General features: G+C 53.8%; 12 protein-coding genes. 10 read left to right on the top strand and 2 right to left on the bottom strand.

Annotation, left to right across the window (positions count from 1 at the left end; genetic code table 11):
- Positions 1–528 precede the first annotated feature (528 nt).
- The 6 genes from F6R98_RS14595 (at position 529) to sufT (ending at position 6,411) form a co-directional block, all read left to right on the top strand.
- The gene (locus F6R98_RS14595) at positions 529–2,121 is read left to right on the top strand and encodes an FAD-binding protein (RefSeq protein WP_153249675.1); all 1,593 of its coding nucleotides are present in this window, start codon (positions 529–531) and stop codon (positions 2,119–2,121) included.
- Between the two features lie 240 nt (positions 2,122–2,361).
- Complete coding sequence (locus F6R98_RS14600; protein ID WP_153249676.1) at positions 2,362–3,690, top strand: TRZ/ATZ family hydrolase; 1,329 nt, start codon at positions 2,362–2,364, stop codon at positions 3,688–3,690.
- Between the two features lie 7 nt (positions 3,691–3,697).
- Positions 3,698–4,408 (top strand): bifunctional 2-polyprenyl-6-hydroxyphenol methylase/3-demethylubiquinol 3-O-methyltransferase UbiG, encoded by a 711-nt coding sequence (gene ubiG / locus F6R98_RS14605; RefSeq protein ID WP_153249677.1) that lies wholly within the window; start codon positions 3,698–3,700, stop codon positions 4,406–4,408.
- Positions 4,409–4,410: 2 nt separating this feature from the next.
- A complete protein-coding gene (locus F6R98_RS14610) occupies positions 4,411–5,082 on the top strand; it encodes an HAD family hydrolase (protein ID WP_153249678.1) in 672 nt (223 codons plus the stop codon).
- Between the two features lie 2 nt (positions 5,083–5,084).
- Positions 5,085–5,810 (top strand): SDR family NAD(P)-dependent oxidoreductase, encoded by a 726-nt coding sequence (locus tag F6R98_RS14615; protein WP_153249679.1) that lies wholly within the window; start codon positions 5,085–5,087, stop codon positions 5,808–5,810.
- 52 nt (positions 5,811–5,862) lie between these two features.
- The gene (sufT, locus tag F6R98_RS14620; protein ID WP_153249680.1) at positions 5,863–6,411 is read left to right on the top strand and encodes a putative Fe-S cluster assembly protein SufT; all 549 of its coding nucleotides are present in this window, start codon (positions 5,863–5,865) and stop codon (positions 6,409–6,411) included.
- Positions 6,412–6,727: 316 nt separating this feature from the next.
- Here the strand turns inward: sufT and F6R98_RS14625 are convergent, their stop codons facing one another.
- Entirely contained in the window at positions 6,728–8,425 is a 1,698-nt protein-coding gene (locus F6R98_RS14625; RefSeq protein ID WP_153249681.1) for a putative bifunctional diguanylate cyclase/phosphodiesterase, read from the bottom strand.
- A gap of 249 nt (positions 8,426–8,674) precedes the next feature.
- Between F6R98_RS14625 and F6R98_RS14630 the strand changes: the two genes are divergently transcribed.
- From F6R98_RS14630 to F6R98_RS14645, 4 genes are all read left to right on the top strand, one after another.
- Positions 8,675–10,726 carry a PAS domain-containing sensor histidine kinase gene (locus tag F6R98_RS14630; protein WP_194269958.1) on the top strand — a complete coding sequence of 684 codons (2,052 nt, stop codon included), beginning with the start codon at positions 8,675–8,677 and terminating at the stop codon, positions 10,724–10,726.
- Positions 10,727–10,734: 8 nt separating this feature from the next.
- A complete protein-coding gene (locus tag F6R98_RS14635) occupies positions 10,735–11,970 on the top strand; it encodes a TIGR03862 family flavoprotein (RefSeq protein ID WP_153249683.1) in 1,236 nt (411 codons plus the stop codon).
- Between the two features lie 245 nt (positions 11,971–12,215).
- Positions 12,216–13,241 carry a hypothetical protein gene (locus F6R98_RS14640; RefSeq protein ID WP_153249684.1) on the top strand — a complete coding sequence of 342 codons (1,026 nt, stop codon included), beginning with the start codon at positions 12,216–12,218 and terminating at the stop codon, positions 13,239–13,241.
- Between the two features lie 80 nt (positions 13,242–13,321).
- Positions 13,322–14,737, top strand: coding sequence for a hypothetical protein (locus F6R98_RS14645; RefSeq protein ID WP_194269959.1), 1,416 nt, complete (start codon positions 13,322–13,324; stop codon positions 14,735–14,737).
- 265 nt (positions 14,738–15,002) lie between these two features.
- On the opposite strand, the gene F6R98_RS14650 is transcribed toward F6R98_RS14645, so the two are convergent.
- A complete protein-coding gene (locus tag F6R98_RS14650; RefSeq protein ID WP_153249686.1) occupies positions 15,003–15,392 on the bottom strand; it encodes a group II intron maturase-specific domain-containing protein in 390 nt (129 codons plus the stop codon).
- Between the last annotated feature and the right edge of the window lie 5 nt (positions 15,393–15,397).

Consider the following 15,397-nt stretch of genomic DNA (forward strand, 5'->3'; position numbering starts at 1 on the left):
GGACCTTTTGCGCCCTCGGATGGGCGCAAAGTGCTTCCAGGGACGGACTTGCAGCGTGTCTCGACTGGTTTGCCTCAATCCGACTGCTTCGTTCGTAACTTAAAAGCACTCACTGAATAGTTACGCTACAGCAAATATAGCGAACTGAATCACTACCTGATGTAGACGCAAAACCCTTGCTGCAAGCGCCGTTATCCGGTTCGGCCCAACCACGCCCGCGGACCGGGTGACCGCAATGTCGCCGGACGAATCAAATTCAACAGCGGCCCAAGGACCAGATCGGAACCGCCGACAAGTCAAAACAGTTCGAGCAGTTGGGTGTACTTTCCCAAAGGCGATAAGCAGAGGCCGACTGCCGGCATAAACCACGCTATTGGAATCAATCCGGCACCAACGCATCAACTTTGTTCCGGACACACTGATTTACTGTGCCCCGATGGGTAGGAAGATTTCCGGAAACCGCCTAAAATAGCCCTGCAGGATATGCAGTGCATATCCCCTTACGGCTAACTACGCGTAACCCCGACCATGACCACACTACAAACCCGCGCCGCAAATCTGTTCGAGCATATCCTCACCCATCACCGGGGCATATTCGCCACCGTTTTCCTGTTGCCGCTCTCCACCGCTTTCAATATCTGGGTAGCGCTACGCAACCGTCTGGCGTTTTACCGCAACAGCGCGCCGGCACAACACGACGCACGCGTACAGGCGGTGATAGCCCAGATCAAACAATGGCGCCGCGACGGCTGCCGCGAAAAACTGTGCACCGCTCGCCCCGGCTGGAACTCCATGAGCGAAATGGTTCCCAAATACAAGCTGACCCACCGCAATATCCGGGTCGAACTATACGACATTCTGGGGCTGGATACCGAACAGCAGACCGTCAGAGTCGAACCGCTGGTCAACATGGGACAACTGTCGCGCTACCTGATTCCGCTGGGCTGGATGCCCGCCGTGACGCCGGAACTTGATACGCTTACCGTAGGCGGCCTGATCATGGGCTTCGGCGTGGAAACCAGCAGCCACAAATACGGCTTGTTCCAGCATATCTGCAGCGCTTTCGAAATCGTCACGGCGGAAGGCAGACTGGTACGCTGCACTCCGGAACAAAATACAGAACTCTTTTACGCGATCCCGTGGAGCCACGGCACGCTCGGTTTTCTGGTTGCAGCGGAAATCAAAATAGTGCCGGCCAAAAAGTATGTCAAAATTCATTATCAGCCGGTAACCGGACAGGACGACATCGTTGCGCAATTCGAAGCCGCCAGCCGCGACACGGCCGGCAACGACTTCGTGGAAGCGCTTGTCTACAGCCGCGACAGCGCCGTTATCATGCGCGGCAAGCTCACCGACACGATCGACGCCGAGGACGGCGCTGTCAATCCGATAGGCCGCTGGTATAAACCGTGGTTTTATCTCCACGTCAAAACCTGGCTGGACGCGGCACGAAGCGGCTATGAATACATACCGTTGCGGCATTATTTCCATCGCCATACCCGCAGCTATTTCTGGATGATGGAAGAAATCATTCCGTTCGGCAATCATCCGCTGTTCCGGGCGCTGCTTGGCTGGGCGTTGCCGCCGAACATCGAACTGCTTAAATTCACCGAGACCGAAACCACGCGCAGGCTCAGTGAGGCGCATCAGATTCTCCAGGACATGCTGATGCCAGTCTCACACCTGAAAGATGCGCTGACTTATTTTGACGATCACTGCGACGTTTATCCGCTATGGCTTTCGCCGATGGCGATTCCGGATAATCCGCTGCACAGCGGTTTTATTCACCCCCATACCCTGCCCGACGGCAATCAGGACACGCTCTATGTGGATGTCGGCGCCTACGGCCTGCCGCGCAAACCCGGTTTCGACAACCGTGTCGAACTGCCGAAACTGGAAAAGTTCGTGACCGAACATCAAGGTTTTCAGGCGCTGTATGCCAAGACGTTGATGAGTATGGAAGATTTTCGCACCATGTTCGATCACAGCCATTACGACAAACTGCGCGCCGAACTGCCTTATTGCCGCGCAGCTTTCGACGAAGTGTACGACAAAGTTTCCATGCGCGGCCGCGTAGCCCCGGTCGAGTACCGCCACCTCAAGAAAAACCGCGTCGTTTAAGGATACACCGAATACCAGACATTGCCATTCATGGTTCGACAAACTCAGAGCCTTGTCCTGAACGCAATTTGCAGGCTGGGTTAGCATGGAGCGTAGCGGAAAGCGTAACCCGACGATAAAGCTCGAAGTAATAATCAACGCCGAATGTTGGGTTACGCGCCTGCGGGCCTATAATGAGAAATAGTGATATTGCCGAGACTGGCAATGTGCTAAAGTTTACCGAATTACTTGGATATATTAATGCAAGTTGATACCCTCATCGCCGCACGCTGGATCATTCCGGTCGAACCGGAAGGGCTGGTGCTTGAGCATCATGCCGTCGTTGTTAACGATGGGCGTATTATCGGTGTATTGCCTGTCGCGCAAGCCCTTGCACTGTATCAGCCCAGACAGCTGGAAGAACTTCCGCAGCATGCGTTGATCCCCGGCTTCGTCAATGCGCATACTCACGCCGCCATGACCTTGATGCGCGGCGTCGCCAACGATCTGCCGCTGATGGACTGGCTGCAAAACCACATCTGGCCGCTGGAACAGCGCTGGGTCAGCGAAAGCTTTGTGCGAGACGGCAACGATCTGGCGATGGCGGAAATGATCCGCGGTGGCATAACCTGCTTTAACGACATGTATTTTTACCCGGAGATTACCGCCAAGCGCGTTATCGTAGCAGGCATGCGCGCAACCATCGGCCTGATCGTGGCCGACTTCCCTACCGCATGGGCCAGCGGTCCGGACGAATACTTTTCACGAGGTTTGGCAGTATTCGATGAATTGCGCGCCGCAGCGCCACTGGTTCAGTTCAGTTTCGCACCGCACGCGCCCTACACCGTCTCAGATCCAGCATTGGGCCGCATCCGCACCCTGGCGGCTGAAATGGACTTGTCCGTGCATATACACCTGCATGAAACGGCGAATGAAATAGACAAAAGCATTGCATCTCACGGCGTACGGCCGCTGAAACGTCTACAGCGACTGGAATTTTTGGGGCCGCAGCTGACCAGTGTACACATGACGCAACTCACCGACGAAGAGATTATATTGCTCGCACAAACTGGTGTTAATGTCGTACATTGCCCCGAATCCAACATGAAACTCGCCAGCGGTTTTTGTCCGGTAGCCAGGCTACTCGAGGCTGGCATCAACGTCGCACTCGGCACCGACGGCGCAGCCAGCAACAACGATCTCGACCTGATGGGCGAAATGCGTACCGCCGCGCTGCTGGCAAAGGTCGTTGCCGGAGATGCGGGCGCGTTGCCTGCGGCGCGCGCGCTGAGCATGGCTACGCTGAACGGCGCCAAGGCTCTGGGATTGGAACATGAAATTGGTTCGCTGAAAAACGGCAAGTCGGCCGACATCGCCGCAGTCAATTTGAACCTGCTGGAAAACCAGCCGCTCCATGATCCGATCAGCGATCTGGTTTACTCCGCGAGCAGACATCAGATCAGCGATGTCTGGGTGGCCGGCCGCCGCCTGCTGAAAAACCGCGAACTAACCACGCTCGACAGCGCCGAAATTCTGGCGCGTTGCGAAATATGGCTGGATCGACTGTCAACCGCGCAACCTTCCATTTGAGAATACTATGAGCACAACAGAAAACGTCCATCAACACGAAATCAACAAATTCGGCGCTCTCGCGGAACGCTGGTGGGATCCCGCAGGCGAATTCAAAACCCTGCATGCAGTCAATCCTTTGCGCCTGCAATTCATACGCGCGCATGTCCCGCTTGCGGACAAGAAAATCGTCGATGTCGGCTGCGGCGGCGGCATACTCAGCGAAGCGCTCTCCGCTTCAGGCGCCGAGGTATTGGGCATCGACCTGAGCGAAGAGCTGCTGTCGGTGGCTGATTTGCATGGACTGGAATCGGACGTACGCGTCAGTTATCAAAAAATCAGCGCGGAAACGCTGGCCGAACAACAGGCCGGCGCATTCGATGCAGTCACCTGCATGGAAATGCTGGAGCATGTACCCAATCCGATTTCCGTGGTGCGCGCCTGCAGCAAACTGGTAAAACCGGGCGGAATCGTTTTTTTCTCCACTTTGAATCGTAACCCCAAGGCCTATTTACTGGCGATAGTCGGCGCAGAGTATCTGTTGAACATGATACCGAAAGGCACCCATGAATACTCAACCTTCATTCGTCCTTCCGAGCTCACGCGCTGGGCGCGCGAAGCCGATCTGGAACTGCTGGGCATGGAAGGCATCAGCTATAACCCGCTCACCCGGCAATTCAGTATCGGTTCCGATTTAAGCGTCAATTATCTGGCGGCGTTTCGCCGCTCTGCCGAGTAGCGATGAAATCACCTGCCCTTATCACAAGCGTGCTGTTCGATCTGGACGGTACTCTGCTCGATACCGCGCCCGACCTGACCGGAGCCTGCAATGAGGCGCTCACCTCATCGGGCTATGCGGCGCGAAGCGAGGAAGGCCTGAAGCCCTACATTTCAGGGGGTGCGGCCGCTATGCTGCGTTACGCGGAGCCCGATCTGGACGACAAACCTTTTTCAGCGCTGCTGGATCGTATGCTGGAGTGTTATCAACAGAATATCGCACAGCGAACCCGATTTTTCGATGGGATGGATATAGTCCTGGACGAATTGGACGGACGCGGAATCCCCTGGGGCATCGTAACCAACAAATCCAGCCGCTTTACGCTGCCGCTGCTGGATGCGATGAATCTAACGCGGCGCACGCCCTGCATCATCAGCGGAGACAGCCTGCCGCAAAAAAAACCACATCCGATGCCATTACTGGAGGCCTGCCGCATACTCGCCGCCTCACCTGGCTCGTCCGTGTATATCGGCGATGCGCGCCGCGATATTGAAGCGGGACGCAACGCCGGCATGTATACGCTGGCAGCATGCTATGGTTACGTGAGCGCAGACGACCCTGCGACCGCATGGGGCGCGGATCAGCAAATTGATCAGCCGGTCGCGCTGATCGACTGGCTAAATCAGCAGGCATGAACATGGAAACCGGTAACAATCTGGCGGAGCGCATTATACTGATTACCGGCGCTGCGGGCAGCCTGGGCCGTGTCGCAGCCATGGCCTGCGCCCATGCCGGAGCGCAGTTGATTCTGCTCGACAAGGAACCACGTCCTCTGGAACAGATCTACGATGCCGTTGTATCGGCGAACTGCCTGCCTCCGGCGCTGTACCCGCTTGATCTGGAGCAATCGGGAGAACAGGATTACAACGCTCTGTCAGACGCCATAGATAAGGAATTCGGGAAACTGCACGGTCTGCTGCACAGCGCAGCCGAACTGGGTACATTGTCCCCGCTCGATCAGGTCGATGAATGCGACTGGAACCGCCTGATAGCCGTTAACCTCACAGCCGCTCACCTGCTAACGCGTTCTGTGCTGCCCTTACTGGCACTCGGAAGCGATGCCCGCGTGGTATTCACCACCGACTCATCGGCACGGCATGGCAACGCCTACTGGGGAGCTTACGGAGTTGCCAAAATAGCGCTGGAAGGCATGGCCGGAATATTGGCCCGCGAGCAGGAGAGCGCCGGTAACGTATGCGTCAACATCTTTGCGCCTGGACCGGTGCAATCGCGCATGCGCCGCCGCTCGCATCCTGGCGAACCGGTAGAAACATTGCCATCGGCTGCGTCCCTGGCCAGGCATTATCTTTTTTTGCTCGGCCCCGCCAGCCGAGGCGTGAACGGGCAGTTGATCAAGGCATGATAAAAAGCGACTTCGCCAGAATAACTCAATACAAAAGTGGAACACAATAACGATGTATGGCCGTGAAAGCATAGCATTACTCAGGGACGTCGAAGCGATACGCATCCCCGAAGGCACCCCTGTCGCATTGCCGCAGGGCCACATAGTCACGCTGTTCCAGTCGCTGGGCGGCAACTTCACCGTCACCGACGAGCGCGGCAACATGGTGCGCATCACAGGAGACGATGCCGACGCGCTGGGCAAGGAACCCTCCACCCTGAACCCGCTTGAAGCGGGCGAAGACAGCGCAGCCGTGGAAAAAAATGTCTGGGCCATGATGCGCACCGTTTTCGATCCGGAAATACCGGTCAACATCGTCGAACTCGGGCTGGTTTATCAATGCAAAATAACACCTCACGCGAACGGCGGACATCAGGCCGATGTCGTCATGACCCTGACCGCGCCCGGTTGCGGCATGGGTCCGGTGATACAGCAGGATGTCGAGCGCGGCATCGGCAGCCTGCCCGGCGTCACTGCCGTCAATGTCGAAGTGGTTTTCGATCCGCCCTGGTCGCGCGACATGATGTCGGAAGCGGCACAGCTGCAACTGGGCATGCTGTAGTTAGTGTCTGAACGGAAACGCTGCAAGCTATATGAGTCAAGTGATTCAGACATTTCTCGAACACGAAGCAATAAACTGCACACGAAATACACGAAAATTTTTATATATTTTTTCGTGAACTTCGTGGACAAAAAATCTTTTCTGCTTTATTTATGTGAATATTGAATAAATTATATCTTCATACTTCAAAGATCTTCGATCAAAGATTTTGTCTGAAACCTTTAGTGAACAAGGCTTGTAGAGTTTCCGTCCAGCATTAGTTATTCTGCACCCGCGCCGCATGCCGCTTCCCATACCGGTAGCGGCATGGATGCAACTAGCTTTCGGAGCGGCGCATCAGCGCTACAACATCGTCGCAAAACAAGGGCCTGCTGAAGAGAAAACCTTGCAGCTGCCCGCAACCGGCTTCTTTTAAAAACGATAACTCTTCCCCGGTTTCCACGCCTTCGGCTATGGTTTCCATACCCAGCTGGCTCGCCATGGCCAATAAGGCGCGGACTATTGCCGCGTTCTGCTCATCGGGTAAGCCGCTGATAAAACTGCGGTCGATTTTGAGTTTATCGAACGGCATCTTTTGCAAATAAGCCATGCTGGAATAACCGGTACCGAAATCGTCGATGGAAACGCTCACACCCAGCGCCTTGATCCGGCCGAGCACGGCAGCGACCAATTGAGCGTTATGCACCAGCACGCTTTCCGTCACTTCAATATCCAGATATTCGGCGGGCAGGCCGGTCTCACCCAGCACTTTTTCCACCAGCGCCACCAGGTCTTGCTGGCGTAATTGCCGCGCCGAAATATTGACGCCCATTTTCAGTCTGGGCAGACCGGCATCCATCCAAAGCCTGGCCTGTCGGCAAGCTGTTTGCATCACCCACTCCCCAATCTCCAGAATAGCGCCGTTTTCCTCCGCCAGAGGGATAAAACGCGCAGGTGAAATCAACCCCACAACCGGATGCCGCCACCGCACCAGCGCTTCCACGCCGATCACCGCCCCGCTCGTCAGACACACTTGCGGTTGATATTGTAAAAACAGTTCTCCGGCGGCAACGGCCTGATGTAACGCGCTTTCCATATCCAGTCTGTCCTGCGGAGGCATGGAAACCGCGGGATCGTAATGGCAACAGTTATCTCCGCCCTGGCTGCGCGCGCGCGTCATTTCCGCCTGCGCATTACCTACCAGTCTGTCCAGTTGTTCAGCGTGGTCTGGGTATCGGGCCGTACCGATACTCGCCGTCAGAATAATTTTCTTTTCCTCTACAAAAAACGGCTGACGGATTGCGTGACGTAGAGCGTCCATGGATTTATCCAGCATACAGCCCGATAGGTCCGATAATACCAGCAGGAAAGTTCCACCGGCCAGACGGCAGATCTGGCCGGAGCTGGGGGCCGTTTCCATCAAGCGGCCGGCGATCTGCACCAGTAAGGCGTCCGCCCCAGCCGGAGTGAGGCCGGCGCTGATTTCGACAAAACGGTCGAGACCCACACAGACAGCCGTTAACGGAACATTCCGGGCAGCCAGTTCGACGAACGCTTCCGCCAGCGCAAAACGGTTTTTCAAGCCGGTTACTGCATCGATATGGCTGTGCTGCCGCAATTCCGACTTAAGTTGATCCAATTGCTGCCGCAACCCCACGGCAACCGCGTTCTGACGCGCGAAACGGCTATGGATGGAATCCAGCACGTCTCCCCTGGTAAAAGGCTTGGTTAAATAATCATCCGCGCCCAGCTTCAACCCCGCGCGGAAATCCTGCGGGTCCGCCATAGCCGTCAGAAAAATAAACGGGATGGATGCGGTGGACGGATCGGCGCGCAGAGCCGCAAGCACGCCATGTCCGTCCAGTTCAGGCATGCCCACATCGCTGATGATGAGATCAGGACAAAAACTGCGGACGCAAGCCAATCCGGCTCGGCCGTTTTCCGCGCCCATCACTTCGAAACCCTCCACGCGCAGCAGGCGCAGCAGATTATTGCGTATATCGACTTCGTCTTCTATTATCAGAATTCTGCTCATGATGCTATCGGCACACTAATATTGCATTCCGCCGATTTAAAAAACCGGAATATCCAATTAAGATAGCACACTCCACCCGTATTCGAACTGACCCATGAGCCGTCATGCCGAATGAAGACAGTTGCAACCGGGAGATGGATAGGAACTGACTCACAACCGCAATGCAAGTCTCAGTATGATAAAATGTTTGTTTTTCCTTATCGATTTTATCTCCCTCTGGAGCAAACGGAAAAACCGGACTATCAAATAATGACTGCTCAATCCGGTTCCAGTCCCGAGCTTAAATTTCGCGAAAGCGAAGATATTTTCCACTTGATCACGGAAAATATGGACGACCTGATCATGGTGCTCGATACCGAAGGGCTGCCCGTTTATAAAAGCCCCTCCTACCGGCGGGTATTAGGAGATCTGAGCGACGAGAGCGCAGTTTCGCTCGATCACGTTCATCCCGATGACAGAGCGCGTATCAAGAGCATCTTCCAGAAAGTCATTGCCAGCGGTCAAGGTCAGCGTACCGAGTACCGTTACCTGTTCCGCAGCGGCGAAATACGTCACATGGAGTCCCAGTCCAGCGTGATACGCGACGAAAACGGCCGGATACGCAATATTCTCATCGTTGCCCGCGACATCAGCGAACGCAAACGAGCCGAAGACGAGTTCCGTTTGCTCAACCAGGAACTGGAATCGCGGATCAGAGCCCGGACGGAGCAAATACGCCACCAGCGCGATGTACTCGTGGAACTGGCTCACCTCGACAAAAGCGACTTCAGGCATGCCCTGACCAAAATATTGGGAGCGGCGGCAACCGCGCTGAATGTCGAGCGCGTCAGCTTCTGGCGGCTGGCCGGGAACAAAAGCCGTATCGAATGCGAGCAGCTGTTTCTAAACTCGCGCGGCGAACCCGATCCGGAAGCGGCGGGGATAATCCTCCTGAAACAGGATTTCCCGGATTACTTCGCGGCCATACTGCAACAGCAGACATTGATCGCCGATGACGCGCGCACTCATCCGGCAACCCGGGCTTTCACGCCATCCTACCTTACACCGTACGCTATCTTTTCCATGCTCGATGTCGCCGTGTGGTTTCGAGGCAATATAGTCGGGATTTTATGCCACGAACAGGTCGGCGACGCACGCCTGTGGACGCCGGAAGAAGTCGATTTCGCATCGTCAATCGCCACGATGCTTGCTCTGGCGCTGGAAGCATCCAGCCGCGCGCAGGCGGAAACCGAGCGCGCCGTCATACTCGAAAACTCGGAAATCGGCATTTCCCTGCACAAGGATCGCCGCATGATGTGGGCAAACCGTAAAATGGAAGAGTTGTTCGGCTTTGACAGGAACGAACGTGTCGGCCTGACAGCGGAATCGCAGTTCGCCACTCCCGAATCATTTGACGAAGTCGGAAAACTCGCCTACCCCATGCTTGCGCAAGGGTTGGTATTTCGGCGCGAGTATGAAATGCTGCGCAAGGATGGGACAAAATTCTGGTGCCAGATTTCCGGCAAAGCCATCGATCCGGACGATTTGTCCAAAGGCTCCATCTGGACTTCGGAAGATATCAGCGAACGTATACGCCAGGAACGGGAAATTCGCAATGCGCTGGAAAAGGAACGCCAGCTCAACGAACTCAAAAACCGCTTTGTTTCGATGACTTCGCACGAGTTTCGCACGCCGCTCAGTACGATACTGTCATCCACTGAACTGTTGCAGCATTACCACGACCGTCTCCCGGCTGAAGAAAGAGGCGAAATACTCAACAGCATACAAACAGCCGTTAAACGCATGACCGCCATGCTGGACGAAATATTGATCATCGGCAAAGCCGACGCCGGGCGCATGGAGTTCAACCCCCAGCCCATGGAATTGAGCACTTTCTGCAACCGGTTGCTGGAAGAGTTTCGCCGCGCCGCCCCCGGCAATATCCGCTTTGCCTATTCTCCCCCCCTATGCAGGGAGGTATGCATGGATGAAAAACTGCTGCGGCATATCCTCAGCAACCTGCTTTCCAACGCCATCAAGTATTCGCCGCATGGCGGGACGGTTTCATTCGGCGCTGCCTGTAACGCCGATGCCGTGGTTTTCAAAATATGCGACCAGGGCATAGGAATCCCTGAGGAGGATTTGCCGCACTTGTTCGAAAGCTTCCACCGCGCCGGAAACGTCGGCAACATTTCCGGCACAGGGTTGGGACTCAGTATCGTCAAACGTTCGGTAGAACGTCACGGCGGCGACATAGAAATAGAAAGCCGGCTCGGACTGAACACGACTTTCCTGGTTACGATTCCCTTGCAGCAGACATAGCGGTGGTCATGCAAAACGCCTCCATTGCCGTTATAGGCGCGGGTCCGGCTGGACTGATGGCCGCAGAAGTGCTGATACGGAACGGATACCGGGTGCATGTCTTCGATGCCATGCCTTCGGCAGGACGCAAACTGTTGATGGCCGGCAAGGGTGGACTCAATATTACTCATTCGGAAGCCTTCGACAATTTTGTGACGCGTTACGGCGACCGGCAAAGCCGGCTCAAACCCTTGATCCGCAATTTCGATGCAGCGGCAATCACCGAATGGCTGAAGCAACTGGCAATCGGCACCTTCACCGGCACATCCGGGCGTATCTTTCCGAGCGAGATGAAATCGGCGCCATTGTTGCGCGCCTGGCTGCGCAGGCTCCGCAGCGAAGGCGTGCAGTTCCACATGCGCCACCGCTGGAAGGGCTGGGATAAAAACCATCAAGCACTGCTGTTCGATACCGTGCATGGCGAACAAACCGTTAACACGAATGCGACCGTGCTGACCCTGGGCGGCGGCAGTTGGTCCAGGCTCGGCTCCGACGGCCAGTGGGTTGGGCTGTTAAAATCGCGCGGTATCGCTATCGCCGATCTGGTGCCGTCGAACTGCGGATTCGATACCGATTGGAGCGATCATTATTGTCAGCGCTTTCAAGGCCAAGCGCTGAAACCGGTCGCGCTGTCGGTCATGCAGGGCGATGGCGGCTACGCCTCGCGCATGGGAGAACTGACCGTTACCGCCACCGGTCTGGAGGGCAGCCTGATTTACGCATACAGTCCGCTGCTGCGCGAACAAATCCAAACCTTCGGGGAGTCCGTCGTTTATCTGGACTTATTGCCGGGCAAGGACAGCCTGAAGCTGCAAAAAGCGCTGGCAAAACCGCGCGGCGCAAAATCCTGGCCGCACCACCTGCGCAGTTGCGCCGGGCTGACCGGCGCAAAAGCAGGGCTGCTGCGCGAAGTTTCATCGCCCGAGGACTGGAGCGACTCGCAATATCTGGCCGAACTGATCAAACGGCTCCCGGTCAGACTGTTATCCACCCGCCCGCTGGACGAAGCGATCAGCAGCGGCGGCGGCGTTTGCTTCGAAGCGTTGGACGAATCGCTAATGCTGCAACAGCTGCCGGGCGTTTTTTGCGCAGGGGAAATGCTGGACTGGGAAGCGCCGACCGGCGGCTATCTGCTGACCGCCTGTCTGGCGAGCGGCCGCGCTGCGGGTCATGGGGTAATTCGGTGGCTGGATAGCCGTTCGTAAATTTACCGCGGCAGTTTGAAGCAGCGCGCCTTTGACTTGGATTCTATGGATATAAATATCCTGATGGTATTACTCTAGCATTGGCAGCACGCAGAAAGTCCAGATTTTCCCTCAAAGAATTAAGTTGATTAGGATCTGTTAATTAAAAACCGTTACAGTTTAAATAAAAAATAACTGTAAAATAATAAACATGAAAGCAATTGATGTCGCGCTTGTTTTTTAGCAGCTCATTAGGCGAGGAAGACATGAAGTACGATAGATACGTGATTTTAGATTGTGAACTAGCCTGTTCTAACATTTTACGGAAGCAGAGGGATATTAGCTTCACAAAGTTCAAATCTCATGAAGCCGATTATATACGCCTTGACCCCATAACATTGATGAATCCTCCAGACAATGCACTGGGTGAGCTAACACCGTTTTCAAAAATAATAATAATCGGACATGGAAGTAAAAAGGAGGCTACCATATCACCCGCCACTAACAATAGCATTGATAAAGATCTTAGCAGTATAACCCCAGATCTTATTGCAACCTTCCTACAAAAATACATACCAATGAAAGCCGGCCACGACGACGAGGAGCGAGTATATGAAATAAGGAGTGGGTTTATAAAAAGAAGGCTTACACTGCAATTGTGTGTTTGCTACGCGGCAGACATAAACGGAGAAAAAGAAATTCTAATGTCCTCACTATATGAGCAATTCATTGCGAAACAACTTCAAAAAATACATCTGGTTGGATATAAAAAAAAGGTCTGGACAACCCAAATACAAAGATTTCCCCTCCACCATAAACTCGGCGAACTCCAATTAGCAAAGATGTCTCCGGGAGACAAATTTGAATTTTTCAAAAAAAATCAAGAGCGAATAAACAATAAATTCATTATTACCCCGGAATCATATGATGACTATAATAATAAACAAAAAGACAGTCCATTATTATGCTACGACATAGACTGGAAGATGTTCAGACTGGAAATACTTAAACAGTTACACGTAGAAATAAAAAGCGATCACTGGAGCACAAAAGGACAGAAGTTTTTCGGCGATAAAAAACCCCCTACAGGCATACAGGAAATAAGGAAATTATTTCGCGAAGAATCTTTCAGCGACGAAACCGAATATGATCCTCACAAACATGGAGATCTGTTCAAAAAAACATTAAAAATAATAAATAGTAGACTTAAGAATAGCGGCTCAAACAGGGATACCTATACCACTGATTTTTATCAAAGATATAAAGAAACCATGGAAATGGATACTCCTTAATGATGGCGCAACCCAAAATGACATCCACTTTACTTACCCTCCCAATAATCTTGTGCATTGATTTAATTTAATATTTTACCATGTCATACGATTCAAAGTTAATTGTGTGGAGCAGAGTGTATCTTACTGCGAAGCTGAGCCTGATTACTGTATTGGTTGTTATGACATCCAGCTGCACATTGATGCAGAAAGCCGTTGAATGGCCAGTGAAAAACATGAATGAGTTGTTTACTGCTCAAACACCGGCCAAGCCTGTCGATCTGGTCGCTCTACAAGATAGTCTACTCAGGTTTACCGACAGCTATGTCGGCAGCGTCTCGCAATCAACCGGCAAACTCAAACGTGACGGCGTGGCGCTGTCCCGCGAACAGCAAGTCGCACTCAATCTAAAGTTGACTTCCGATATGCTGTCGCTGGCGACCAGCGCTAATTCATTGATCAATTTAATCAACATGGTGGTGTATGTGAGCACCATGCGCATAATGGTCGGAGAAAATTGGACGCCGAGTCAGAACGGCATGGATGAAATGCCCCTGCTGGCTGTGCTTCGCGATCGCGAGGAAAACATATGGGAGATCGCTTCGCAGTGGCTGACGGCGGAGCAGCGTCTGCAGCTGCGTCAGGCCATTGAACAATGGCGTAAAATCGGAAGCCGTACTCAACAGAATAGCAGCGGTTTTGCCAGCATATCGCTGGTCAATCAAATTCTTTCCGATACGGAAGTGAAAGAGGCGACAAATAAGCAAAGTGTCTTTACGCTGCTCGATATCGATCCGTTAGCGAGCTTGGATCCCGCAGCAAAAGAGTTGACCGAAACGCGTTTATTTGGAGAGCGCACGTTGTTTCTCAGTAAACGAATGCCGCAGATTATCGCTTGGCAGCTGGAGCAGCTTACCGCTCAATCGATCGAGCAGCCGGAAGTTAAAGCCATGGTGTCGAGTGCCGAGCAAATTGCAGCGGCAGGAGTGCGAATTGGCGGGGTCTTGGAGCAAGCTCCTTCATTGATCCGTAGCGAGCGGAAAAATTTGATCGCTGAACTCAATTCGGCTCAAGCCGGTTTAACTGCACTATCGGTGCAGTTTGGCAGCGTCTTCGAGCAAGGCGGCAAGATGGCCGAAGCGACCGGAAAAACTCTCGAAGCTTTCAGAGCCCTCACGGTGCAGTTGAACGAGAACGCCGGGCATACGGGTTCTCAAACGTTCGATGTTCATGACTATGAAGTGCTGGCGGCGCGCGTAGATACCGCCGCTGAGCATTTAACCGAGCTGCTGCGCGCCTTGCAACCCGGCCTGGAACCCGCCGCAGTCGCTAAATTAACCGCGCTGATCGGGACTCTTACTCAACAAACGCAGCAATCAGGTCAAGCGATGATTGATTACGCGTATCGGAAGATACTTACGATGGTGGTTCTGAGCGTTGGAGTGGTTTCCATATTCACGGTGGTCACTTTTTTTATCTGCAAGTGCATTTCAATAAAATTAAACCGGACGATGTAGCACCGCAGCAAGTATTACGGCTTGAGGTCCATGGCAATGAGCCATGATCGAATTTGATGTATGTAGCCTCAAGATCCCGATTGTTCGTGATGCCGGTGTCGCCGACCGCAAGGGTGACAAGTGTTTCTTCGGCGCGATTTGCGGGGCTCGGGCCGATTAATTCGCTAATCGGGATAGGAAGAAGTCTCACGGCTCCTCCCTCCCACAACACCGGACATACGGGTCACGTATCCGGCGTTTCGATGATCGACAATTCTGCCATGCTTTAGCGCGTAACGCATAAAGATGGCAGCCCCATGTTGCTGAACGTTTTCGCCGGCAGCGCAAGATTCAACGCCGGTGTTTTCGATAGCCGCCACGGCCCGTGCGCGGATTTGCTGGTATTCCAGGCTTCCCGCACCGTTACGCCGCGTTTGCGCAACTCCCGATATCCGGCGCTCCCCCATTGTTTCCACTGGTAGCATCTCAGTCGGCGTCGTATCCACTTGTCGATCTCCCGCAGAGGGCTCAGTACTTCGGCGATGCCGAAATACGCTTTCCAACCAAGCAGGGCGGTTCTTAGCTCGGCGATGATGTCGATCAAGCGGCGGCCTCGGGTTCGACGCGTCAGGTCGCGAATCCGGTTTTTGAGTTTCGCCAGTGACGGTTCCGACACTTTGA

Source organism: Candidatus Methylospira mobilis, assembly GCF_009498235.1.
Taxonomy (GTDB): domain Bacteria; phylum Pseudomonadota; class Gammaproteobacteria; order Methylococcales; family Methylococcaceae; genus Methylospira; species Methylospira mobilis.

Excerpts from the sequence above, each read along its gene's own strand:
- F6R98_RS14595 (WP_153249675.1), top strand. The coding sequence starts at position 529 with ATGACCACACTACAAACCCGCGCCGCAAATCTGTTCGAGCATATCCTC.
- F6R98_RS14600 (WP_153249676.1), top strand. The coding sequence starts at position 2,362 with ATGCAAGTTGATACCCTCATCGCCGCACGCTGGATCATTCCGGTCGAA.
- ubiG (WP_153249677.1), top strand. The coding sequence starts at position 3,698 with ATGAGCACAACAGAAAACGTCCATCAACACGAAATCAACAAATTCGGC.
- F6R98_RS14610 (WP_153249678.1), top strand. The coding sequence starts at position 4,411 with ATGAAATCACCTGCCCTTATCACAAGCGTGCTGTTCGATCTGGACGGT.
- F6R98_RS14615 (WP_153249679.1), top strand. The coding sequence starts at position 5,085 with ATGGAAACCGGTAACAATCTGGCGGAGCGCATTATACTGATTACCGGC.
- sufT (WP_153249680.1), top strand. The coding sequence starts at position 5,863 with ATGTATGGCCGTGAAAGCATAGCATTACTCAGGGACGTCGAAGCGATA.
- F6R98_RS14625 (WP_153249681.1), bottom strand. The coding sequence starts at position 8,425 with ATGAGCAGAATTCTGATAATAGAAGACGAAGTCGATATACGCAATAAT.
- F6R98_RS14630 (WP_194269958.1), top strand. The coding sequence starts at position 8,675 with ATGACTGCTCAATCCGGTTCCAGTCCCGAGCTTAAATTTCGCGAAAGC.
- F6R98_RS14635 (WP_153249683.1), top strand. The coding sequence starts at position 10,735 with ATGCAAAACGCCTCCATTGCCGTTATAGGCGCGGGTCCGGCTGGACTG.
- F6R98_RS14640 (WP_153249684.1), top strand. The coding sequence starts at position 12,216 with ATGAAGTACGATAGATACGTGATTTTAGATTGTGAACTAGCCTGTTCT.
- F6R98_RS14645 (WP_194269959.1), top strand. The coding sequence starts at position 13,322 with ATGTCATACGATTCAAAGTTAATTGTGTGGAGCAGAGTGTATCTTACT.